This window comes from Ruegeria lacuscaerulensis (genome assembly GCF_013031245.1).
Classification (GTDB): domain Bacteria; phylum Pseudomonadota; class Alphaproteobacteria; order Rhodobacterales; family Rhodobacteraceae; genus Ruegeria; species Ruegeria lacuscaerulensis_C.
Genome location: NZ_WPZL01000017.1, coordinates 22,283 through 42,625, shown reverse-complemented (window position 1 = coordinate 42,625; position 20,343 = coordinate 22,283). Strand labels below are relative to the sequence as shown.

Here is a 20,343-nt window from a genome sequence, read left to right as displayed (position 1 = left end):
CCCAGTTTACCCCAAGAAGGGATGAAACAGGCATGACATTGCGGTGATAGGTCACGCGACCATCTGTTCGGCCTTTTTCAGATCAACCGAAACCAGCTGGCTGACGCCCTGTTCCTGCATGGTCACACCAAACAGCCGATCCATCCGCGCCATGGTCACCGCGTGGTGCGTAATGATCAGGAAACGCGTGTCAGTCTGGCGGCACATCTCATCCAGAAGATCGCAAAAGCGCGTGACGTTGGCGTCATCCAGAGGCGCATCGACCTCATCCAGCACACAAATCGGTGCCGGATTGGCAAGGAACACGCCAAAGATCAGCGCCGTGGCGGTCAGCGTCTGTTCCCCACCCGACAGCAGGCTGAGGGTCGACAGTTTCTTGCCCGGTGGCTGGCACATGATTTCCAGCCCGGCATCCAGCGGGTCGTCGCTTTCCACCATGACCAGATTGGCCTCTCCACCGCCGAAAAGATGCTTGAACAACATGGCAAAATTCGAGTTCACCTGCTCAAACGCGGTCAACAGACGCTCGCGCCCCTCGCGGTTGAGGCTTGCGATGCCGCTTCGCAGGGCCTTGATCGCCTCTTCCAGATCGGCCTTTTCACTGTTCAGCGTGTCAAACTCTTCCTGAACATCCTTGGCATCCTCTTCGGCGCGCAGGTTTACCGCACCCATCGCATCACGCTGGCGTTTGTGACGGTTCACTTCGGCCTCCAGCGCGTCTGCAGCGGGCATTTGATCCGGGTTCACATCCAACTGGTTCAGCAACTGGTTCGGCGTCACTTGCTGATCCTCGGCAATGCGCTCCGCAGCAGCGACCACGCTTTCCTTGGCGGCATCACAGCGCGCCTCAGCCGCCGCGCGGGACTCGCGCGCCTCGGACGCCAGGCGCTCCGCCTCACGTTCCGCCAGCACAATTTCCCGCTGCTGGGTCTCGGCCCCGGCCAGCTTGTCGGCAGCCTCGGCGCGACGGGCCTCGGCGGCCTCGATCAAATCGTTGAGCTCTTCCCGCGCCTCGGCGATTTCACCTGGGGCGGCCATGGCCTCGGTCAACTCTTCTTCCGAACTTTCCTTGCGCTCTGCCAGTTCCGAAATCCGCTTCTCGGCACTGTCCAAACGATGCCGCCAGCCACTGAGGTCTTTCGTCACCTCTTGCGTCCGCCGGGTTCGTGCCTCGCCTTCACGGCGCAACTCGTCATGGGTGGAACGGTGAGTCAGCATGGTGATCCGCGCAGCCTCTACCGTCTGTTTAATATCCTCGACCTGCGCCCGGGCACTGTCCAGATCACCTAGACCGGTCAGCGCGCCCTCGGCCTCGCGCAATTGCGCACGAGCGGCCATGGCATCCTCTTTGTGGCGGTCCACGGCAAGCGCCAGCGTTTCCAACTTGCCCTGCGCCAGATTGCGGTCGGCTTCAGCCCGGCTCAGCTGACGCGCGGATTCAGCCATGCGTTGATCGGCGGCCCGGCGCGCCTCGCGGGCGCGGCGGTCAGCCTCGGTCACGTCAGCCAGCTGCTGCGACAGGGCCTCATGCGCGGCACGAGCGCCCTCGGCCTGCGCCTCGGTGCGGGTAAGTTCCTGTTTCAGCGCCTCCAGCTTGTTTAGCTGCTCCAGGCGCAGGGCCGCCGCGCTTGGAGCGTCTTCGGCCCAGGCACGGAATCCATCCCATCGCCACAGATCGCCGGATCGTGACACCAGCCGCTGCCCCGGCTTCAACGACGCTTGCACGCGCGCGCCCTGATCTGCATCCACCAACCCGATCTGCGCAATCCTGCGGCTCAGGCGATCCGGTCCCGAAACGTGTAAAGCCAGTGGTTCGACCCCATCGGGCAGTGGTTGATCAGCGTCGTAACCCGCAACCTGCACCCAGCCGGATGGCCCATCCCCTTCGACAAGCGGCGCGCGCAGATCGTCGGCCAAGGCGGCACCCAATGCCTTTTCATAACCCGGATCAACGCGCAGCAGATCCAGCACCTGACCGCCTTCGGCCGTGTCACGCTCGACCAGCTTGGCCAGCGCCGTGGTCTCGGCACGGATGGCACCCAGTTCGCCCTCGGCCTCGGAACGCTGGGCGCGGGCTTCAGCCTCGCGGGCCTGTGTTTCATTGCGCAACTCATCCGCGGCGGCCAGAGCCTCTTCCGCGGCCTCGGCGGCCTCACGAGCTTCCTCCTCACCTTCCTGCGCCGATTCAAAGGCTTCACTGGCACTGGTCAGCGCGCCCTTGGCCTCAGCCACAGCGGACCGGGCTTTTTCCTCTTCCGCCTCAGATCGGGTGAGCGTTTTGCGGCTGTCCTCAACCAACCGCTGCGCCGACTGGTGGCGGGCGACAAGGCGAGCCATGTCTTCGGTCTGCTGAGACAGATGTTCCTCGCGATCCTGCAGCACGGCGGCGGCGTCATGGGCGATCTCGGCTGCCTCGGCCAGCTTGTCTTCATGGCCTTCGGCGGCCTTGGCCAATTCACGTGCTTCCCATTCCAGACGCTCGATCATCTGACCCGCGTCGCGGTTCAGACCCGCTTCTCGCTCGATGTCGTTGCCCAGCTGTTGAATGCGATTGGTCAGGGTCTCGATGGTCTGGCGCGCGCGGGTTTCCTGATCGGCCAACGCATCGCGCTGCACTTGCTGGCGCTGCAGGACGGCAGCGGCAATGGCCTCTTCTTCGCGCAGCGGCGGCAGGGTTTCTTCGAGCTCGGCACGTTTGGCAGCAGCGGCACGGGCTTCGGCCTCGGCGCGGGAAGCCTCGGTAAGGCGGTCGCGCAGTTTCTCTTCTGCCTGCTGGCGGGCCATGTCAGCCTCTTTCCAGCGGCGATAGAGCAACATGCCCTCGGCCTGACGCAGCTGTTCACCGATCTCACGATACCGCGCGGCCTGACGGGCCTGGCGGGCCAGTTGCGCCAAATGTGTGCCCAGTTGTTCGAGCACGTCATCGACGCGGGTCAGGTTGGCCTCGGTACCTTTGAGCTTCAGCTCGGCCTCATGCCGACGCTGATAGAGGCCCGAGATACCCGCAGCTTCTTCCAGAATACGGCGACGGGCGCGGGGTTTGGCGTTGATCAGCTCGGCAATACGGTTCTGCCCGACCAACGCGGGTGAATGCGCCCCGGTCGAGGCGTCGGCGAACAGCATCTGCACGTCGCGGGCGCGCACGTCCTTGCCATTGGTTTTATAGGCGCTGCCCACATCGCGGGTGATACGGCGGACAATCTCAAGCTGATCACTGTCGTTGAACCCCGAAGGCGCCAACCGCTCGGAATTGTCCATGGTCAGGACAACTTCGGCAAAGTTCCGGGCCGGGCGAGTGGCGGCCCCTGCAAAAATCACGTCCTCCATCGCACCGCCGCGCATGGATTTGGGGCGGTTTTCGCCCATGACCCAGCGAAGTGCTTCGAGAAGATTGGACTTGCCGCAGCCGTTTGGACCCACCACACCGGTCAACCCGTCCGCGATGATCAGATCGGTCGGATCAACGAAGCTTTTGAAGCCGGTCAGTTTGAGTTTGCTGAAGCGCAAAGGCAATGGGTCCCATGATTCCTATGTCTGGAAGTCTGCGCAACTGATTGGGGATGAGTCAACGCAGTTACGCAGGATATGGGATTTCTATCCGACTTATCCACAATATCTTGCCGAAATGCGCAGGATTACGCGTATGTCAGTAGGGCGTGCACTCGAAGACCTGATAGCCGTAGTCCTTACCAATATCTTCGTAGAGGCCATAGTCTATGCATTCGTAATTCGGGGTTGAGACGGCGGTCAGCAGCAAGCGCTCCCCGGCCTCGCGGTCACAACCCAGAACGCCGACCGTTACGGCCGCGTCTCCCAGCACATCCAGAATTGGACAGCCCGAAACCTGCGCCATGGCCAATCCTGCCCGGTCGCGGATCGGACCCAGACGCGGCGCGTATTGTGTATTGATCCGCACAGCCTCGGCCAGGTCCCCGCGCACGCGCACGTCAAAGACGCTGCCGTTCACCGCCACGCGGGTGGCCGGCGCATCGCGAAAATAGGGTGTGCCGGCCGAACACGCGGCCAGCAGCAGGAGGGAAAGATACCGGATCATGCCCCAGTTTAGCGGCAAATTGGTTAACAGGACCTTTCCGGCGTTCAGGCCCGCAGAACTTCACCCAACCGACGGACGCCTTCGCGGATCGTTGCCTCATCCGAATTCGAAAAGCTCAGCCGGATCGTGTTGGCCCCCGTTTCGTCCGGAAAAAAAGCCCGACCGGGGACAAAAGCAACTTTGACGGTTTCCAGAGAACGCGCCAGCAGATCGGCTCCGTCCGTGCCTTTAGGCAACGTTACCCATACAAACATGCCGCCTTCGGGTTTGGTCCATTCTACACCCTCAGGCATATGCTCCTGCAATGCATCCAGCATGGCATCCCTACGGGCACCATAGACGCGCCGCAGCATCGGTATGTGCGTGTCGAAGCTGTTCCGCGCCACCTGATCAATTGCCATCTGGTTGATCGTCGCCGAATGCAGGTCCGCCGCCTGTTTCATCAACACCAATTGCGAGATCACCGGCTTTGCCGCAACGACCCAGCCAACCCGAAGGCCCGGCGACAAGGTTTTCGAGAAGCTGCCGCAATATATCGTCCGGCATTTTTCGATCGAGCCCTTGCGGGCCAGTTCCAGCGCCAGAACCGGTGGAATGGCGTCCCCGTCGTAACGCAACGCCTGATAGGCGCCGTCCTCGATCACCGCGCAGTTCAGGTCGTCCGCCAGATCCAGCAATGCCTCTCTGCCCCGCAGGTCCACTGTCTCGCCGGTCGGGTTGGCGAAATCCGGCGACAGATAAGCAAACTTGATTACCCCGTCACCTGCAGCCGCCCTGTATTCCTCAGCTCCCCGATTACTGTTGATGCTGAGACGGTCAAAGCGCGGTTCATAGGCATTGAAGGCCGCCAGCGCCCCCAGATAAGTCGGCCACCCGACCAGTGCCGTATCACCCGGCGACAGGTACAGTTTGCCCAGGTAATCCAGCGCCTGCTGCGAACCCGAGGTGATCAGGATGTTGTCGAGGGCGCATTCGATGCCGATCTGGCGCATATGCTCCACCTGCCACTCGCGCAGGGGCTCATAGCCTTCACTTACCGAATATTGCAGCGCCTGTGCCCGTCTGTCCGGCCCCAAAGCCATCTGAAACGCCGTCGAAAACCCTTCTGCGGGGAACAGGGCCGGATCTGGAATCCCTCCCGCAAATGAGATGATCCCCGGCTGATCCAATAGCTTGAGCAACTCGCGTATCTCGGACGCCTTCATCCGGGACGCCCGGGTGGCGAACAGGTCTTTCGTTGACATGAATCTCCTCCACTCTCACCTAAGGTCACCCTAGGTATTGCGCAGGTAATGTCAATAATTCTGACCTAATGTTTGAAGGTAGATAATCGGGTGTTCTTGAACCGACCCTGATTACGTGGTCATATGAATTGACCAATTCCAAGCCGATAGCCGCATGCCCTTTCAAAAAGTCCAAACCGAAAAGCTGTCCATCGCGGTGGTCAAACAGATCGAACTTCTCATTCTGCGCGGGATTTTGCGCCCCGGTGAACAACTTCCGGCCGAACGGGAACTGGCCCAGCGCATGGGGGTGTCGCGGCCATCTCTGCGCGAGGCGATTTCGGAACTTCAAGGACAGGGACTGCTGACCGCCAAGGCGGGTTCAGGCATCTACGTGGCCGAAGTTCTGGGTTCGGCCTTTTCCCCTGCTCTGGTCCGGCTGTTCAGCAGCCACGAGGAGGCAGTGTTCGACTACCTCTCTTTTCGGCGGGACATGGAGGCGCTGGCCGCCGAGCGCGCCGCGCGTTTGGGCTCGGACAGCGATCTGAAGGTCGTGCAGGCAATCTTCGATAAAATGGAGGCCGCGCATGCCAGAAATGCCTCCGAAGCCGAAGCGCAGCTGGACGCTGAGTTTCACATGGCCATCATCGAGGCCAGCCACAACGTGGTAATGCTGCATATGATGCGGTCCATGTACGATCTGCTGCAACAAGGCGTGTTCTATAACCGTCAGATGATGTTCCAGCAGCGCACCACGCGCGAGGCCATTCTGGACCAGCACCGCGCCATCAACGTCGCCCTGCAGGCCCGTGACCCAGAAGGCGCCAGCGATGCAGTCCAAGAGCACCTGAGCTTTGTTCGACGCTGCATGGAAGATCACCAGAAAGCCGTCCGGAATGAAGCCATCGCGCGGCAAAGGCTGGAACATGAGACAGGGCAGGCCTGATGTTCATCGGACATTTACCGGGCGCCTATCTGGTGTTTCGTGCCGCCACACCGGGCATTGGCAAACTGGTCTTTGCAGCCGCGCTGTTCGGTGCGGTCGCGCCGGATCTCGACATGCTTTGGTTCTACTTCGTCGACGATCGGGCGCATCACCACCACGCCTATCTGACACATCGTCCGATCCTTTGGGCGGGTATTGTGCTGGCGGGATTTCTTCTCGGCTTGCGCTGGTCCCATGCGGGCCGTGTTCTAAGCTTTTTTGGCGCAGGCGGGCTGGTGCATATGGGGCTGGATTCCATCGTCGGTGAAATCGCCTGGGCCTGGCCGCTTTCAGAATTCTCACATCCACTTGTGACCGTAGAAGCCACGCATTCGAATTGGATATTGTCGTTTCTTACTCACTGGACATTTACAGTCGAGATCGGGGTTACAGTACTGGCCGTGATTGTGTGGTTCCGACGCCAAAAAACCGCCAACCACAAGAGTCAAACCTAGACCGGCGTAGTCCTCGCCCAATTCGAACTAATTCTGGTATTAGAAACATTCAACCAATTCCAAAATAGCTCCGGACGCTGAATTCAAGTTGGATAGCCGTTGCCTCTCCGAAAGAAATTCGCCCGGTCTTCAGTAGCTCCACCAGCAGCAAGTAACATCGGAAATGTTCCTGGGTCATTGGTGTAGGTAAACCCGGCGGTACCCTGCACGTTGGAGAGCCCCAAAAAAGCAGACCCGGCAGAATTCCACCGGGTCACACAAAAGTCAGATTGCACAGGGGTTAGTGCAATTTTTCTCCGACGTCGGCAATAGCTGCGTCGATCAGCTTATTCGCCTGAGTCGCCGTCATCTGCTTGGCCAGAACCGCGTTGGCAGCCGAAACTGCCACGGTGATGGCCTGATCGCGGACTTCCTTGACGGCCGATGCCTCGGCCGATGCGATCTGATCCTGCGCCGCAGCCAAGCGGCGTGCGATGGATTTCTCCAGATCGGCCTTGGCCTGCTCGGCCGCCAGAACGGCATCCTCTTTCGCAGCCGCTACGATTGCGTCCGACTGGGTCTGCACCTCGCGCTGCTTGCGCTCGTATGAGGCCAACAGGCTGCGGGCTTCTTCGTGCAGGGCGCGGGCTTCGTCCAGTTCGGACTTGATGCCTTCGGCACGGTTGTCCAGCGCACCGCCGATCAAGCCCGGTACCTTGAAATAGAACAGGACTGCGATGAAGACGATGAAGCCCAGCAACACGACAAAGTCGGTATTGCCCAGCGAGAAGAACGGACCGCTTGCGGCCAGCGCGGGACTGGCGGCACCAATGGTCAGGATAAGGGCAAGAGTGTTCCGCATGTCACTTATCCTTTCATCTGCGCGTCAACGGCACCGTCGATGGCATTGGCATCTGCCTCGCCGCCAAGTGCGGTAACCAATTCAGCCGCCGTATCCTTGGCAACCACTTGAATGCTTTCCAGCGCACCGGCACGGATGTCGGCAATTGCCTTTTCCGATTCAGCCGCCTTTGCAGCGATTTCCGCGTCCGCCTTGGCAATCGCGTCGTCCAGATCAGACTGGATTTCAGCGCGTGCTTCGGCAGCGATACGCTGCGCTTCGGCACGGGCATCAGCCAGCGCCTTGTTATAGGCCTCTTCAGCCTCGACCGCTTTGGCCTTCAGATCTTCGGCCGCAGCCAGGTCATTTGTAATGGTCCCCTGACGTTCCGCCAGGATTGCCGCGATGCGCGGCAAGGCCACGCGGGACAGGACCAAAAAGATGACGACCAGCGTAATGACCAGCCAGAAAATCTGGTTGGGGAACCAATCGAAGCAGAGCTGCGGCATCCCGATGGCAGAGCCATGCGAGTCGACGCATGTGCCAACTACTTCTTCGCTAATGGGTTCAGTCGCCATGATGTCCTCCGTCGGAACGTTGTCTTTACAACAGGTGAGCCGCTATGGCTTGGACTCACCTGCGCGTAAGGATCAGGTTCCGCAGATTAGACGGCGAACATCAGCAGCAGCGAGACCAGGAATGCGAAGATCCCCAGGGCTTCTGCGAATGCGATACCGATGAACAGGGTCGCGGTCTGCGAAGCAGCCGCCGAAGGGTTGCGCAGGGCGCCGGCCAGGAAGTTGCCTGCAACGTTGCCCACCCCGATTGCGGCTGCGCCGGAACCGATTGCTGCCAGGCCTGCGCCGATGTGTGCGAGATCGCCTTCCATGATGTATCTCCTTACGAATTGGAAGTTTCGATGTTGGGGTATCAGACCTTAGTGCGACGGATGCAGCGCATCTTTCAGGTAAACACAGGTCAGAATGGTAAACACGTAGGCCTGAATGAAGGCCACCAGGACCTCGAGGCCATAAATTGCGGTGATCGCCAGAACGGACACGGGCGAGATCACGGCAACCGCGGCAAAGCCCGCGAACACCTTGATCACCGCATGGCCCGCCATGACGTTACCGGCAAGACGAATGGAGTGGCTGACCGGACGCACAAAGTACGAGATCAGCTCGATGATCGCCAGAATGGGGCGCAGCGCCAGCGGCGCGCTGGAGACCCAGAAGAGGCCCAGGAAACCGGCGCCGTTCTTGACGAAACCCAGAACGGTCACGGTCAGGAACACGGCCAGCGCCAGCGGGATGGTCACGGCAAAATGCGATGTGGTGGTGAACGAGGTCGGGATCAGGCCCAGGAAGTTCGCGGTGACGATGAACATGAACAGGGTCATGACATAGGGGAAGAACTTGACGCCTTCCTTGCCGCAGATGTCTTCCAGCATCTTGTAGATGAAACCGTAGGCCAGTTCCGCGATCGACTGCATGCGGGTCGGCACAATGGCGCGCTTTGAGGTGCTCAGAACCAGCAGGCCGATGATGGCCAGGATCGCGAAGAACAACCACAATGTCACGTTGGTCGGCGTGTACCATGCAATCGTGTCGCCGCCGAACAGCGGTTTGACGATGAACTGGTCCATCGGGTGGAACACCAGGCTGCTGCCTTCTGCTGCATGTTCCGCGCCTTCGGCGCCGTGTGCTGCGGTGGTCTCGCTTGCCACGTTCAGTCCCTCTCGTCTTTTTCGGTGGCCTGAGCCGCCGTTTGTTTCTCTTGAACCTCTTTGGCGCTGCGGAGCATAACCTTCACTCCGGCGACAAGGCCCAGCAATGTGAACAGCACCAGAAAAATCGGGATTGTCCCGAACAGGCTGTCCAGCCCGTATCCGATGCCAAATCCGATCCCCAGACCGGATACCATTTCGATGACCATCCTCCAGGCAAGCTCGCCTCCGGACGCGTCAGCATCCGCACGAGGCTTTGGCTCTTTCGCCTTTTTCGCCGCCTCGATCTTCGCCCCCAGCTGCGCCATACGCTGCTTTTGGTCGTCATCGGTCACGGGCGTTTTCCTCGCACAATCTTGGGCATGGTGCTAAGGTGCGGCGCCCACAGAGTCAACGGCGTTGAACGCCCGAATTGCCGCATGTTAAGGCATTGTTTTTGTGAGATTTAATCAAGTGGCCAAGGCGCGCAGAAACCGCCACTATCCGGCAGCCTGTCAAAATACCCCTGAATTCGCATATTCAACCAAGAGGTTGAGTTTGTGATCCCGGCGGGGTTAAACTTTCGTCAAAGTTACCGGTCAGACACGCCGTATAGATTTTCAAGATACTCAGTATGACCAACAACATTAAGTTTCAGGCGTTACTACTGGCAATCCTCTTCAGCCTATCAATGATGACCTACACCAAGCTTGGCGAAACCATTGCTCTGGTCGCGGCGATCAGCATGATCGGTCTTCCCATCACATTACTTTTGTTCGCTCTGCCCACAATTTCAGCCGCGATCGCTGCCCTAATAATAACGCAGGCGTTGGGTCGTTTGGTCGGACTTTCGTCCGGCTGGGTATTTGGCGCTCCGTTATGCGTCGGCTTCTGCCATTTACCCGAATATGTCTTTCGTCCTGCCGCTGAAACAGAGGCTGCCGCTATGCTGGCGCAAGATACAGGCTGGGATGGTCGATTCACCCCGATGCGCATTGCCTTGCTGGATGCCCGCCCCGGAGGATGCTATGCAAGGTGTCGCGATTTGCTTGCGGAAGGGGCAGAGGCCGTATTTATCCCGGCCCAAAAGACAGAGCCCTGGCAGCAGAAGCCAATCACTGGCGATATGCCCAGCCTGTCTTTCACGATGCGCACCGAAGGGAATTGCGACCCAGTCTTGGATGCGTTTCGACGCGCACAATCGGGCGTCAAAATCTCTCGCTTTGATCGGGATGAGTGCTTTCAGAAACGTGCTGCTGTTTTGGACGAAATGGAGATGGCAATATGGGATGGGAACATTCACCGTCCTTCCGGGACACACTGGGTCGAAGCGCTCCGCCGTGCCAGAATGTTCCGCCGTGCCGCTAATGGCTGGCAAGTGGAAGAACAGGTCAGCCAAGTGACCTATCGCAGCGTGACCAATGCCATTCTAACCCGTTGGGGTGGCTACGGGATGGAAATTAAGTTTGAGCCTGAGTTCAACTGGAAGAGGATCACGATCGGTCAGCGCATAAAGCCCGAGGTCTATTAATCTACCTATTGACCCGATCGGGATATCCGGTGACATAAAACCCATGTCCAACGACCTCGACACCGTTTTTGCCGCCCTTGCGGACCCCACCCGCCGCGCCATTCTGGCGATGCTGCTTGAGGACGACATGGCTGTAACCGATGTGGCCGAACCGTTCGAGATGTCGCTGGCCGCGATCTCGAAACACCTGGTCATTCTGACCAAGGCCGGGTTGATCAGTCAAGAAAAACGCGGGCGGGTGAAATGGTGCAAGCTGGAACCCGACGCCATGCGAGCAGCGTCGGTTTGGATGCAGGGGTTCGGGCAGTTCGAACCGGTCAATCTGGACGCGTTCGAACGGTTTCTGGAGATCGAACTGCCCGCGACAGAAGACTAAAGCCGCTTACCTGACGACGAAAACGGAAATCTTGGCATGTTTCGCAAGATAACCAGCATGGCTTGAGAAAATATAATCCATGATCCGGGGCGCATGCGTACCTACAACAATCAGGTCCGCACCGATCTCTTCAGCCGCGCGGGTAAGATCACTGTCCACTTCGGCGCCGACGTCAACCGAATGGATATTGCGGTACGCGACTTCGGTACCGCTGTCCTTGGCCAGTTGATCGGAAAATTCCTGCAGTTTCTGATTGATCGCCTCGTCCGTCTGCGCAGTTTCACCCAGCTGCGTTCCGGTCACGCTGACGACCGTGATTTTGGCACCCTGCCACTGTGCGACCTGCGCCGCAACATCGGCCGCTTTGCGGACTTCGGGCGGCAAATGAAGATCGACGGGGAACATGATATGATTGAACATGAGACAACCTCCTAACCCCGCAGAATAGAGAAATTCGCATGTGTGCGCCTTGACCTGCCTCAAGGACCGGCATCACCCGAGTTTGCGCCTGGACGAGCCGCAGCCGCTGTACCAAGCTGATCATCCGGCCTCAACAGCATCAGAAGCGCCACACAAGTTAAAACCACGCCCACGAGGATCAGGGCGACCGGGCCCCCATTGCCCAGCGCGATCTCCCACAGAATGACCCAGCTGGGGGTCAGATAGGTATAGGCCATAACTTTGGCCGAGGGCAGACGCAGAGCGGCGAACTGCACCAGAACAAAGCTGGCCGCCGTGGCAAAGATCGAAACGTAAAGCAGCCCGACCCAGACGATCAGCGGCAAATTGGCCCAGTCGGTCGCGCGGATGTCGGACCAGCCATACAGGGTCAGCAACACGCAGCCCGCCACCAGAGTGCCAAAGGTGAACACGACCGCCGGTTCGCCACGGTTCAGCTTGCGCACCATGGGCGTATAGATCGCGTGGGCCACGCAGCCCCAGAAATAAATGATCTCTCCGCCACCGATTTCGAAAGCCGCTGCGGCCTGCCAGTCGGCGCGAAAAATGACCCAGAGCGCGCCGACGGCACCAACCGTCAGCGCCAGGGCCATCCGGGGCGTTGTGACCTGCCGCAGCAGCACCCACCCGGCCACCGCTGATAAAACCGGGGTCAGCGTAAACACGGCCGCCGCACTGACCGGCGGCGCAGTCTTCAATCCGTAAAACATCAGAACGAAATAGGTGGCGAACAGCCCGCCCAGCACTAAATAGCGCCACGGCGCCTGTGCGGCGCTGCGCGGCAGGCCGGTGGTCACCAGCGCCGCCACTCCGATGACGACCGAGGCGATCAGGAAGCGCGCTGCCGTTATGGCCTCGGGCGCGATCTTGTTTGCAATCAGCGAGCCCAGCGAAAAGCTGCCTGCAACCAGAGCCGAAAACACCAGCATGGCCAGATGGCCACGGGCTTGCGCGCTCATGTCAGCCAGCTTTTGGACTGTTCCTTCAGGAAAGTCAGAAAAGCCTGCACCTTGGTTGTGCGGTGCAGATCCACATGGGTGACCAGCCACAGTTTGCCGTACCACTCAGGTAGCGGCTCGATAACCTCGACCAGATCCGGGTCAAGGGTCGCCTCCCACCGGGCCATGAAACCAATCCCCGCACCGGACAGAACAGCCTCGCGGATGCAGAAATTGTTGGTGCAGCGGAAGGTGATGTTTTCGGCAGGTACCGTCGCGCGAAGCCAGCGGGAAAACGGGGCGCGGCTGTTTTCGTCATCGGTGCTAACAAAGAAATGGTTGCCGAAATCTGCGACACCCGAGGGCGTGCCGTGACGCTCAATATAGGCCGAACTGGCATAGAGGCCGACCTCTTGATTGATAAACGGCTGTACCACGTTGTCCGGCTGATCAGGGGCCGAGCCCGCACGGATGGCCACGTGCGCCTCGCCGTATTCAAGGCGGAACAGACGATCTCCGGTCAGATACCGCACGATCAGACCCGGATGCAGGCGCTGAAACTCGTTGAGCACCGGAACCACAAGTGGCGCCAACGAGGATAGCGACGTCACAACCAGCTCACCCGAGACGTCATCGCCCCGACCTTTCATCCGGCCGACAAGCTGGTTGAACTGGTCCTCGGTAGCCTGAGCCACACGCAACAGGTCTTCTCCGGCTTCCGTGGGCGTGTATCCGCGGGCATGTCGCTGGAAGAGTTTGACCGTCAACCGCGCCTCAATTGCGTCAATGTGGCGGATAACGGTGGCGTGGTGTACGCCCAGAACCTCGGCAGCGCCGCTGACGGTTCCCATTCGGGCCACTTGGTAGGCAGTTCTGACTTCGTCCCAGTTGTCCATTGCATCTTTTCCACTGTGCAAATTTTAACACTCGATGTTGACTTATCAGAGTTTTGTTCACGCAAGCAACATTCATATTGGGGCCAGACGCGAAAACTACACCCAAAGGACACCCTGACATGACCAGAACCATCCTGCATATCGACGCCTCTGCCCGCCGCGAAGGCTCTGCCACCCGTGACCTGTCGAACCGGATCGTCAAACACCTGAACGCCGGGCGCATCATCCGCCGCGATCTGGCTACTCCTCTGCCCCTGCTGACCGAAGATTGGATCAACGCCAACTTCACCCCCGCGGATCAGCGCGATGAAGTTCAGCGTGGTCACCTGTCCCTGTCGGATGAACTGGTACAGGAACTGCAGCAAGCTGATACTATTGTCATTGGCCTGCCGATCTATAACTTCTCCGTCCCGGCTGCTTTCAAAGCCTGGGTTGACCTGGTTGCGCGTGCCGGGTTGACATTCGCGTATACCGAAAACGGCCCCAAAGGCCTGCTGGAAGGCAAACGCGCGATCCTGGCCATCGCGTCGGGCGGCACGGCGGTCGGGTCCGAGATCGACTTTGCCACCAATTATGCCAAGCACGTGCTGGGCTTTGTCGGCATTCATGAAGTCGACGTGGTCGCCGCCGACCAGCTGGCTCTGGACGCCGAAACCTCAATGAACAATGCCCATAAGGCGGTTTCGGAACTCGCAGCCTGATTGACCACTGGCTTTTGCCACTTGAAACGTCCAGTCTGCGCCTGAACGGGATTTGGCAGACTGGGCATTTTCATGAAAAAGATCGGAATTCTGGGCGGTGTAGGCTGGGCCTCAACAGTGGATTACTACCGGGCCACTGCCAAAGGCGCGGGCAAGTATTTTGCCGAACGCGGATATGGGTCGCCACTTCCAATCCCGCCGATGACCATAGAATCCGTTACTCAGGCCAAGACCAGGGCCCTGCGCGGCGTTGCTGGGGACGAGGCCAGCTGGACCGGGTTCGACGCTGTGTTCCGCGAAGCCCTGCTGACACTGGAACGCGCGGGCTGCGATTTTGGCATAATCGCATCGAACACCCCACATGCCCGGTTGCACGCAATCCGACAGGGCGTTTCGATGCCCATTCTCAGCATTTTCGATGCAACCGCCGAAGTCACTGCCGCGACTGGTGCGGCCAAGGCTCTGGTTCTGGGCACAGCCGTTACGATGGAAGCCACCAACTACGCCGACCGCCTTGCCGACGCAGCCATCAAAGCAAACAGCCGCCTGCCCGCGCCAGAGATCGCCGAAATGCAGGCCATGATCGACAGCGACTTCTACGGTGGCGCATCCGCGGTCGCCCGCGACCGGTTAATGGCCTTTTGCAACAAGCACGCAGCGCCCGGAACTGCCATCCTGTTGGCCTGTACCGAGTTGCCGCTGGCCTTTCCGGATCATCTGGACGACCCGGTTTTCGAAGCTGAGGGGCATCTTTTCATCAACCCGTCGGCCGCCCATGTTGCCGCCGCCTTGAAAGAAGCGCTGGAAGGCTGATCAGGGCAACCAGTTTACGTCACATCCAACCCGGTCAAAGAATGCCATCAGGTCGGTACGGGGCATGGCGACGGTCCGGTCATTGACCAGCGGGTGCATATTGATGACATCCGCCTGCTGCGCCGCCCCGTCCATGAAGAACCGCACATTGTGTTCCACGCCGTTTATCATGGCCAAGGGGCTGACTGCACCCGGCCGGATTCCCAGATTTTGCAACAGTCGGTCCGCCGAGCCAAAGGACAGGTTCCCCACGCCCAACTCTGCCCCCAGCGCCTTGAGGTCAATCTCGCGGCTCTGCTCCAGCGTCACCAGATAGTTCCGCTTTTTCTTGTCACGCAGATACAGGTTCTTGAGCCGCAGGACGTTTTCACCCGGCACCATGAACTGATCCTCGACTCCCTTGGCGTCTTCGACGGTGCGCAATGGGATGTGGGTGTGAAGACGATAGGTCAGCCCCCAATCGTCCAGTTGCACCAGCAGCGCGTCGGAACTGAGCGGCAATGTGTCCTGAAAGGTGGATGATGCGTCCATGGGAACCTCCTGTCAGACGCGCTCATCGCCTAACGCGGGTGTAATTTCAAGCCGGGACAGACCTCAAAATCAGTGCTAGCGTGCCGCCATGAAAGTGACGCGCAATACACAGAACCAACTGATCCTTGCCAAAACCCCGTGGTTCATCGGCATAATGCTGGTTTTCTTCATCCTCGCCTTTGTCGGTCCCGGCATTCTGTTGATGAGCGCCGGGGGCGAGAACATCTGGTTCGGCCTGATCTTTGCCTTGGGAGGCGGCGGACTGGGATTCGGCGCGTTTTGTGTCTTTGTGCGACGGGTACAGGTTGTTCTGGATCGTAACAGGGACAGTATTCTGATCCGTCGCCAGTCAATCTTTGGCTATGACGTGGTTGAACATGTGTTGTCGAATCTGTCCCACGCCGAACTGGAAAGCACCACTTCAACGCGTGAGGGGCGCACTTCGACATTGTATCGCCCGGTTCTGGTTCTGGACGAAGGCATGAGCGCCGGCCGCCATCCGATAGTAGAAGCATTCTCAAACGGGCCGGGGTCGGACCGGCTCGTTGATGCGGTCAATGACTGGCTGCCCGCGCGCAAGGTTGACTCGGACAGCCAATCGGCCTAAAGCCCCGTTCAAACATCCGGAAGCGTCTGATCTTCCGGTCCCTTGAGTCGTTCAGGGATCGCCCCCCACCAGCGAGTTTCGCCCGTGGGGGCAATTGTGCATTTAACCGGTGTTTCTTATCTAAGAGGCGCCACGAGATAACCGGCTAAGGAGGCCGAAGGCATGTTTGAAAATCTATCCGAACGCCTTTCCGGCGTCTTTGACCGGCTGACCAAACAGGGCGCCCTGTCCGAAGAAGACGTCAAAACCGCCCTGCGCGAGGTTCGGGTTGCCCTGCTTGAGGCAGACGTTTCGCTGCCGGTTGCCCGTGAATTCGTCAAGAAGGTTCAAAGCCAAGCCACCGGTCAGGCGGTCACCAAGTCGATCACCCCCGGTCAGCAGGTCGTCAAGATCGTGCATGACGCGCTGGTCGATACTCTGCGCGGTGAGGATGACCCCGGTGCGCTGAAGATCGACAACCCGCCTGCCCCGATCCTGATGGTCGGTCTGCAGGGTTCGGGTAAGACGACCACCACCGGTAAACTCGCCAAGCGCCTGAAAGAGAAAGAGGGCAAGAAGGTCCTTATGGCCTCGCTGGACGTCTATCGCCCGGCGGCGATGGATCAGCTGGCCGTTCTGGGCACACAGGTCGGCGTCGATACCCTGCCGATCGTCCCTGGCCAAAAACCGGTCGACATTGCCAAGCGCGCCAAGCAACAGGCGACGCTGGGTGGCTACGACGTCTACATGCTCGACACCGCGGGCCGTCTGCATATCGACGAAGTCCTGATGGACGAGGTTGAACAGGTCCGCAATGTGGTTGACCCGCGCGAGACCCTGCTGGTTGTCGACGGCCTGACCGGTCAGGTCGCCGTCGAAGTGGCCGAGGAATTCGACGCCAAGGTCGGCATCTCGGGCGTGGTACTGACCCGGATGGATGGTGACGGACGTGGCGGTGCGGCGCTGTCGATGCGCGCGGTCACCGGCAAGCCGATCCGCTTTGTCGGTCTGGGCGAAAAGATGGACGCGCTCGAAACCTTCGAGCCGGACCGGATTGCCGGTCGTATTCTGGGCATGGGCGACATCGTGGCCCTGGTCGAAAAGGCCCAGGAAACGATGGAGATGGAACAGACCGAGCGCATGATGAAGCGCATGGTCAAAGGTCAGTTCAACATGAACGACCTGAAGATGCAGCTGGAACAGATGATCCAGATGGGCGGTATGCAGGGCATGATGGGCATGATGCCGGGCATGGGCAAGATGGCCAAGCAGATGGATCAGGCCGGTCTGGACGACAAGATCCTGCGCCAGCAGATCGCCATGATCCAATCCATGACCAAGCGTGAACGTGCCAACCCGCAACTGCTGCAGGCCAGCCGCAAAAAGCGGATCGCGGCGGGTTCGGGGATGGAGGTCAGCGACCTCAACAAACTGCTCAAAATGCACCGGCAGATGTCGGACATGATGAAGAAAATGGGCAAGATGGGTAAAGGCAAGATGCTGAAACAGGCCATGAAGGGCATGTTCGGTAAAGGCGGCCCCTCACCCGAGGACATGGCCGCAGGCATGGACCCCAAGGCGCTGGAACAGGCGGCCAAGGCGATGGGCGGCAAGATGCCCGGTATGCCCGGAATGGGCGGCGGCATGGGCCTGCCTCCAGGCCTCAGCGGGTTCGGGAAAAAGAAGTAAATGAACGCCCCTTCGGCATATCCCTGGGAGGCTCCGGCCACCGGCACCGCAGCCGCGCTGTCTGCGCGGCTGGGTGCTTTGGTGCCGCGCATCGAGACCGCACGTCTGGTCCTACGCGCGCCGGAGCTGCGGGATTTCGAATGCTATGCCGAAATCCTGATGTCCGACCGCGCGCGTTATTTGGACGGCCCGTTCGACCGAGAAGGCGCCTGGCAAGACTTCACCCAATATGTTGCAGGATGGATGCTGCGTGGCGCAGGCGTATGGACGGTCGAAGACCGTACGGACGGTGTAGTTATGGGCTTCGTCTCGGTTGCCATGGAGTTTGGCGATCAGGAATACGAACTGGGCTATATGCTGACCGCCGCAGCCGAGGGCAGAGGCATCGCAACCGAGGCCGTCACCGCCGCACGCAGCTTTGCGCTGGATACCCACGACCTGCCTTCTCTGGTCAGCTATGTCGACCCCGACAATGCACGGTCTGCCAAAGTAGCTCAGCGTGCCGGGGCAAGGCGGGATGAGCAGGCCGAAAGCGCCTTTGACAAACCGGTTCACGTCTACCGTCATTTCCCATCGGATAGCGATGGTGGGATGGAGGCTTACGCATGACCTTCGATTTCATTCCCGTCGTCGAAACGGATCGGCTGATCCTGCGGGCTCCGTCCGAGGTTGATCTTGAGGCTGAGGCAGATTTCTTTGCCAGCGATGCCTCACGGTTTGTCGGCGGCCCCCTGCGCCGGGATGAAACATGGCGTTCAATCGCCATGTTGCTGGGGCACTGGATGCTGCGCGGCTATGGTTTCTGGGGGGTCGAGGAAAAAGAAACCGGCACCTATGTCGGTCGGGTCGGCCTGTGGTTCCCCGAAGGATGGCCTGAGCCCGAGGTCGGCTGGACCCTGATGAACAACGCCACGGGCAAAGGCTATGCAACCGAAGCCGCTCTGGCCGCGCGCACCTATGCCTATGACGTGCTGGGCTGGGAGACGGCGATTTCGTTGATCGACCCGGAAAACCATGCCAGCAAGGCCGTCGCCAAGCGGCTGGGCGCGAAGTTCGACTACAACTACCAACATCCCAAATTCGGTACTTCCGAAATCTGGCGCCATCCTACTCATGCCGATTTGGTGGATGGCGGTTTACGCATGACCCACACCGCCTTGACCCCCGAAAGGACCGGCCAATGACCAACCCCGTGACACAGGCTGCCACGCTGTTGAAAGAGCATCGCGAAAGCATCGACAGGCTGGACGCGATCCTTGTCTATACGCTGGGCGAGCGGTTCAAGCACACGCAGGCCGTTGGCAAGCTCAAGGCCGAGCACGACCTTCCCCCGTCCGATCCCTCGCGCGAGGCAGCGCAGATCGCTCGGTTAGAAGACCTGGCGAAACAGGCCGATCTGGACCCTGACTTCGCCAAGGCTTTCCTGAACTTCATCATTCAGGAAGTCATCCGACACCACAAGAAACACCAGAACTAACCGGAGCTGCTCCGGTAAACGCCATCCAAAGGAGAAACCACCATGGCAATGAAAATTCGTCTCGCCCGCGGCGGCTCGAAAAAACGTCCCTTCTACCGCATAGTGGCCGCTGATAGCCGCATGCCGCGCGACGGTCGTTTCATCGAAAAGCTGGGCACCTATAACCCGCTGCTGCCGAAAGACAGCGAAGAGCGCGTGAAAATGAACGTGGAGCGTGTTCAGTACTGGCTGGATCAGGGCGCACAGCCCACCGACCGTATCGCGCGCATGCTGGAAGCTGCCGGCACCCGTGAGAAGGCTGAGCGTAACAACCCCAACAAAGGCACTCCGGGCAAGAAAGCTCAGGAGCGCGCTGAAGAGAAAGCTGCCAAGGCCGCTGAAGCTGCTGCACCGGCTGAAGAAGAAGCTGCAGAAGAATAAGCAGGCGGGCGCGTGCAGGATCAGGCTTTCACCGACGATTTTCGCACGCAGCTTGATCTGTTGATGCGGCTCCGGCGCGATGTGCGCCGGTTCCGCACCGATCCCGTGGACGAGGCAGTGCTGACGCGCTGCCTCGACGCGTTTCGTCTGGCCCCCTCTGTGGGGCTGAGCGAACCCTGGCGCTTGATCCGCGTTGAAAGCGCCGCGGCGCGCGCCGCAGCGCTTGAAAATTTCCAGGCTGCGAATGCCGAAGCCCTTGCAGGTTATTCCGGCGAAAAAGCCAAGCTATATAGCGGTCTTAAACTGTCCGGGATGCAGGAAGCCCCAGTGCAACTGGCCGTGTTCTGTGACGATGCCACCGACAAGGGGCAAGGTTTAGGCGCAGGCACTATGCCCGAGATGCGGCGCTATTCTGTTGTTTCGGCCATCACATTGTTCTGGCTGGTCTTGAGGGTCGAAGGGCTGGGGTTGGGCTGGGTTTCCATTCTGGACCCCGAACAGATGGCCTACGACCTAAACATCCCGAACAATTGGCGCCTGATCGGCTATTTCTGCGTTGGCTGGCCCGAGGAACTGTCTGACACGCCCGAACTGGAGCGCGTCGGCTGGGAATGCCGTGACGACAGCTTGCCCGTAGAGGCGCGATAGACAGATGTTCGGGCTGATACGACTTCCCATCCTGTT

General features: G+C 59.7%; 25 protein-coding genes. 13 read left to right on the top strand and 12 right to left on the bottom strand.

What is annotated here, in order from left to right; all coding sequences use genetic code 11:
* Positions 1-51: 51 nt before the first annotated feature.
* From GOX66_RS17240 to GOX66_RS17230, 3 genes are all read right to left on the bottom strand, one after another.
* Positions 52-3,507 (bottom strand): chromosome segregation SMC family protein, encoded by a 3,456-nt coding sequence (locus tag GOX66_RS17240; protein WP_170763985.1) that lies wholly within the window; start codon positions 3,505-3,507, stop codon positions 52-54.
* A gap of 139 nt (positions 3,508-3,646) precedes the next feature.
* Complete coding sequence (locus tag GOX66_RS17235) at positions 3,647-4,054, bottom strand: hypothetical protein (RefSeq protein ID WP_170763984.1); 408 nt, start codon at positions 4,052-4,054, stop codon at positions 3,647-3,649.
* A gap of 44 nt (positions 4,055-4,098) precedes the next feature.
* Entirely contained in the window at positions 4,099-5,298 is a 1,200-nt protein-coding gene (locus GOX66_RS17230) for an aminotransferase-like domain-containing protein (protein ID WP_170763983.1), read from the bottom strand.
* A 154-nt stretch (positions 5,299-5,452) separates the two neighbouring features.
* Here GOX66_RS17230 and GOX66_RS17225 point away from each other — a divergent pair, with 154 nt between their 5' ends.
* On the top strand, positions 5,453-6,223 hold the full coding sequence (locus GOX66_RS17225) for an FCD domain-containing protein (RefSeq protein ID WP_170763982.1): 771 nt from the start codon (positions 5,453-5,455) through the stop codon (positions 6,221-6,223).
* Positions 6,223-6,717 carry a metal-dependent hydrolase gene (locus tag GOX66_RS17220; protein ID WP_170763981.1) on the top strand — a complete coding sequence of 165 codons (495 nt, stop codon included), beginning with the start codon at positions 6,223-6,225 and terminating at the stop codon, positions 6,715-6,717. The genes GOX66_RS17225 and GOX66_RS17220 overlap by 1 nt, the downstream gene beginning before the upstream one ends.
* A 280-nt stretch (positions 6,718-6,997) precedes the next feature.
* On the opposite strand, the gene GOX66_RS17215 is transcribed toward GOX66_RS17220, so the two are convergent.
* The 5 genes from GOX66_RS17215 to GOX66_RS17195 all read right to left on the bottom strand — a co-directional run bounded on the left by GOX66_RS17215 (position 6,998) and on the right by GOX66_RS17195 (position 9,598).
* Entirely contained in the window at positions 6,998-7,558 is a 561-nt protein-coding gene (locus GOX66_RS17215) for a F0F1 ATP synthase subunit B (protein ID WP_170763980.1), read from the bottom strand.
* A 5-nt stretch (positions 7,559-7,563) separates the two neighbouring features.
* The gene (locus GOX66_RS17210) at positions 7,564-8,115 is read right to left on the bottom strand and encodes a F0F1 ATP synthase subunit B' (RefSeq protein ID WP_170763979.1); all 552 of its coding nucleotides are present in this window, start codon (positions 8,113-8,115) and stop codon (positions 7,564-7,566) included.
* An 86-nt stretch (positions 8,116-8,201) separates the two neighbouring features.
* A complete protein-coding gene (locus tag GOX66_RS17205; protein ID WP_005981269.1) occupies positions 8,202-8,426 on the bottom strand; it encodes a F0F1 ATP synthase subunit C in 225 nt (74 codons plus the stop codon).
* Positions 8,427-8,474: 48 nt separating this feature from the next.
* Positions 8,475-9,263: a F0F1 ATP synthase subunit A gene (locus GOX66_RS17200; protein ID WP_170763978.1), complete on the bottom strand. Its 789-nt coding sequence runs from the start codon at positions 9,261-9,263 to the stop codon at positions 8,475-8,477.
* Positions 9,264-9,265: 2 nt separating this feature from the next.
* The gene (locus GOX66_RS17195) at positions 9,266-9,598 is read right to left on the bottom strand and encodes an AtpZ/AtpI family protein (protein ID WP_170763977.1); all 333 of its coding nucleotides are present in this window, start codon (positions 9,596-9,598) and stop codon (positions 9,266-9,268) included.
* A gap of 278 nt (positions 9,599-9,876) precedes the next feature.
* Between GOX66_RS17195 and GOX66_RS17190 the strand changes: the two genes are divergently transcribed.
* Both GOX66_RS17190 and GOX66_RS17185 read left to right on the top strand, forming a co-directional pair.
* Positions 9,877-10,773, top strand: a complete 897-nt coding sequence (locus tag GOX66_RS17190; RefSeq protein WP_170763976.1) for a hypothetical protein — start codon at positions 9,877-9,879, stop codon at positions 10,771-10,773.
* A 43-nt stretch (positions 10,774-10,816) separates the two neighbouring features.
* Positions 10,817-11,149 (top strand): ArsR/SmtB family transcription factor, encoded by a 333-nt coding sequence (locus GOX66_RS17185; protein ID WP_170763975.1) that lies wholly within the window; start codon positions 10,817-10,819, stop codon positions 11,147-11,149.
* A gap of 6 nt (positions 11,150-11,155) precedes the next feature.
* On the opposite strand, the gene GOX66_RS17180 is transcribed toward GOX66_RS17185, so the two are convergent.
* From GOX66_RS17180 to GOX66_RS17170, 3 genes are read right to left on the bottom strand one after another with little or no spacing between them, the layout of a single operon-like run.
* The gene (locus GOX66_RS17180) at positions 11,156-11,569 is read right to left on the bottom strand and encodes a universal stress protein (protein ID WP_170763974.1); all 414 of its coding nucleotides are present in this window, start codon (positions 11,567-11,569) and stop codon (positions 11,156-11,158) included.
* A 59-nt stretch (positions 11,570-11,628) separates the two neighbouring features.
* Positions 11,629-12,567 (bottom strand): DMT family transporter, encoded by a 939-nt coding sequence (locus tag GOX66_RS17175; protein WP_170763973.1) that lies wholly within the window; start codon positions 12,565-12,567, stop codon positions 11,629-11,631.
* Positions 12,564-13,442 (bottom strand): LysR family transcriptional regulator, encoded by an 879-nt coding sequence (locus GOX66_RS17170; protein WP_170763972.1) that lies wholly within the window; start codon positions 13,440-13,442, stop codon positions 12,564-12,566. Before GOX66_RS17170 ends, GOX66_RS17175 begins: the two co-directional genes overlap by 4 nt.
* Before the next feature lie 119 nt (positions 13,443-13,561).
* On the opposite strand from GOX66_RS17170, the gene GOX66_RS17165 reads away from it, so the two are divergent.
* Both GOX66_RS17165 and GOX66_RS17160 read left to right on the top strand, forming a co-directional pair.
* Positions 13,562-14,143 (top strand): FMN-dependent NADH-azoreductase, encoded by a 582-nt coding sequence (locus GOX66_RS17165; protein WP_170763971.1) that lies wholly within the window; start codon positions 13,562-13,564, stop codon positions 14,141-14,143.
* A 72-nt stretch (positions 14,144-14,215) separates the two neighbouring features.
* Entirely contained in the window at positions 14,216-14,956 is a 741-nt protein-coding gene (locus tag GOX66_RS17160; protein ID WP_170763970.1) for an aspartate/glutamate racemase family protein, read from the top strand.
* On the opposite strand, the gene GOX66_RS17155 is transcribed toward GOX66_RS17160, so the two are convergent.
* Positions 14,957-15,487 carry a prolyl-tRNA synthetase associated domain-containing protein gene (locus GOX66_RS17155; RefSeq protein ID WP_170763969.1) on the bottom strand — a complete coding sequence of 177 codons (531 nt, stop codon included), beginning with the start codon at positions 15,485-15,487 and terminating at the stop codon, positions 14,957-14,959.
* An 88-nt stretch (positions 15,488-15,575) separates the two neighbouring features.
* On the opposite strand from GOX66_RS17155, the gene GOX66_RS17150 reads away from it, so the two are divergent.
* The 7 genes from GOX66_RS17150 (at position 15,576) to bluB (ending at position 20,307) form a co-directional block, all read left to right on the top strand.
* Entirely contained in the window at positions 15,576-16,094 is a 519-nt protein-coding gene (locus GOX66_RS17150; protein ID WP_170763968.1) for a hypothetical protein, read from the top strand.
* Positions 16,095-16,256: 162 nt separating this feature from the next.
* Complete coding sequence (gene ffh, locus GOX66_RS17145) at positions 16,257-17,762, top strand: signal recognition particle protein (RefSeq protein ID WP_170763967.1); 1,506 nt, start codon at positions 16,257-16,259, stop codon at positions 17,760-17,762.
* The gene (locus GOX66_RS17140; protein WP_170763966.1) at positions 17,763-18,371 is read left to right on the top strand and encodes a GNAT family N-acetyltransferase; all 609 of its coding nucleotides are present in this window, start codon (positions 17,763-17,765) and stop codon (positions 18,369-18,371) included. It abuts the gene before it with no gap.
* The gene (locus GOX66_RS17135; RefSeq protein ID WP_170763965.1) at positions 18,368-18,946 is read left to right on the top strand and encodes a GNAT family N-acetyltransferase; all 579 of its coding nucleotides are present in this window, start codon (positions 18,368-18,370) and stop codon (positions 18,944-18,946) included. Before GOX66_RS17140 ends, GOX66_RS17135 begins: the two co-directional genes overlap by 4 nt.
* Complete coding sequence (locus tag GOX66_RS17130; protein ID WP_170763964.1) at positions 18,943-19,239, top strand: chorismate mutase; 297 nt, start codon at positions 18,943-18,945, stop codon at positions 19,237-19,239. The genes GOX66_RS17135 and GOX66_RS17130 overlap by 4 nt, the downstream gene beginning before the upstream one ends.
* Positions 19,240-19,281: 42 nt before the next feature.
* Positions 19,282-19,659: a 30S ribosomal protein S16 gene (rpsP, locus tag GOX66_RS17125; protein WP_170763963.1), complete on the top strand. Its 378-nt coding sequence runs from the start codon at positions 19,282-19,284 to the stop codon at positions 19,657-19,659.
* Between the two features lie 12 nt (positions 19,660-19,671).
* Positions 19,672-20,307, top strand: a complete 636-nt coding sequence (gene bluB, locus GOX66_RS17120; protein WP_170763962.1) for a 5,6-dimethylbenzimidazole synthase — start codon at positions 19,672-19,674, stop codon at positions 20,305-20,307.
* The last annotated feature ends 36 nt before the right edge of the window (positions 20,308-20,343 follow it).

Excerpts from the sequence above, each read along its gene's own strand:
- GOX66_RS17130 (WP_170763964.1), top strand. The coding sequence starts at position 18,943 with ATGACCAACCCCGTGACACAGGCTGCCACGCTGTTGAAAGAGCATCGC.
- GOX66_RS17235 (WP_170763984.1), bottom strand. The coding sequence starts at position 4,054 with ATGATCCGGTATCTTTCCCTCCTGCTGCTGGCCGCGTGTTCGGCCGGC.
- GOX66_RS17225 (WP_170763982.1), top strand. The coding sequence starts at position 5,453 with ATGCCCTTTCAAAAAGTCCAAACCGAAAAGCTGTCCATCGCGGTGGTC.
- rpsP (WP_170763963.1), top strand. The coding sequence starts at position 19,282 with ATGGCAATGAAAATTCGTCTCGCCCGCGGCGGCTCGAAAAAACGTCCC.
- GOX66_RS17190 (WP_170763976.1), top strand. The coding sequence starts at position 9,877 with ATGACCAACAACATTAAGTTTCAGGCGTTACTACTGGCAATCCTCTTC.
- GOX66_RS17220 (WP_170763981.1), top strand. The coding sequence starts at position 6,223 with ATGTTCATCGGACATTTACCGGGCGCCTATCTGGTGTTTCGTGCCGCC.
- GOX66_RS17140 (WP_170763966.1), top strand. The coding sequence starts at position 17,763 with ATGAACGCCCCTTCGGCATATCCCTGGGAGGCTCCGGCCACCGGCACC.
- GOX66_RS17210 (WP_170763979.1), bottom strand. The coding sequence starts at position 8,115 with ATGGCGACTGAACCCATTAGCGAAGAAGTAGTTGGCACATGCGTCGAC.
- GOX66_RS17180 (WP_170763974.1), bottom strand. The coding sequence starts at position 11,569 with ATGTTCAATCATATCATGTTCCCCGTCGATCTTCATTTGCCGCCCGAA.
- GOX66_RS17175 (WP_170763973.1), bottom strand. The coding sequence starts at position 12,567 with ATGAGCGCGCAAGCCCGTGGCCATCTGGCCATGCTGGTGTTTTCGGCT.
- GOX66_RS17215 (WP_170763980.1), bottom strand. The coding sequence starts at position 7,558 with ATGCGGAACACTCTTGCCCTTATCCTGACCATTGGTGCCGCCAGTCCC.
- GOX66_RS17155 (WP_170763969.1), bottom strand. The coding sequence starts at position 15,487 with ATGGACGCATCATCCACCTTTCAGGACACATTGCCGCTCAGTTCCGAC.
- GOX66_RS17170 (WP_170763972.1), bottom strand. The coding sequence starts at position 13,442 with ATGGACAACTGGGACGAAGTCAGAACTGCCTACCAAGTGGCCCGAATG.
- GOX66_RS17160 (WP_170763970.1), top strand. The coding sequence starts at position 14,216 with ATGAAAAAGATCGGAATTCTGGGCGGTGTAGGCTGGGCCTCAACAGTG.
- GOX66_RS17150 (WP_170763968.1), top strand. The coding sequence starts at position 15,576 with ATGAAAGTGACGCGCAATACACAGAACCAACTGATCCTTGCCAAAACC.
- GOX66_RS17205 (WP_005981269.1), bottom strand. The coding sequence starts at position 8,426 with ATGGAAGGCGATCTCGCACACATCGGCGCAGGCCTGGCAGCAATCGGT.
- GOX66_RS17230 (WP_170763983.1), bottom strand. The coding sequence starts at position 5,298 with ATGTCAACGAAAGACCTGTTCGCCACCCGGGCGTCCCGGATGAAGGCG.
- GOX66_RS17185 (WP_170763975.1), top strand. The coding sequence starts at position 10,817 with ATGTCCAACGACCTCGACACCGTTTTTGCCGCCCTTGCGGACCCCACC.
- GOX66_RS17135 (WP_170763965.1), top strand. The coding sequence starts at position 18,368 with ATGACCTTCGATTTCATTCCCGTCGTCGAAACGGATCGGCTGATCCTG.
- GOX66_RS17165 (WP_170763971.1), top strand. The coding sequence starts at position 13,562 with ATGACCAGAACCATCCTGCATATCGACGCCTCTGCCCGCCGCGAAGGC.
- ffh (WP_170763967.1), top strand. The coding sequence starts at position 16,257 with ATGTTTGAAAATCTATCCGAACGCCTTTCCGGCGTCTTTGACCGGCTG.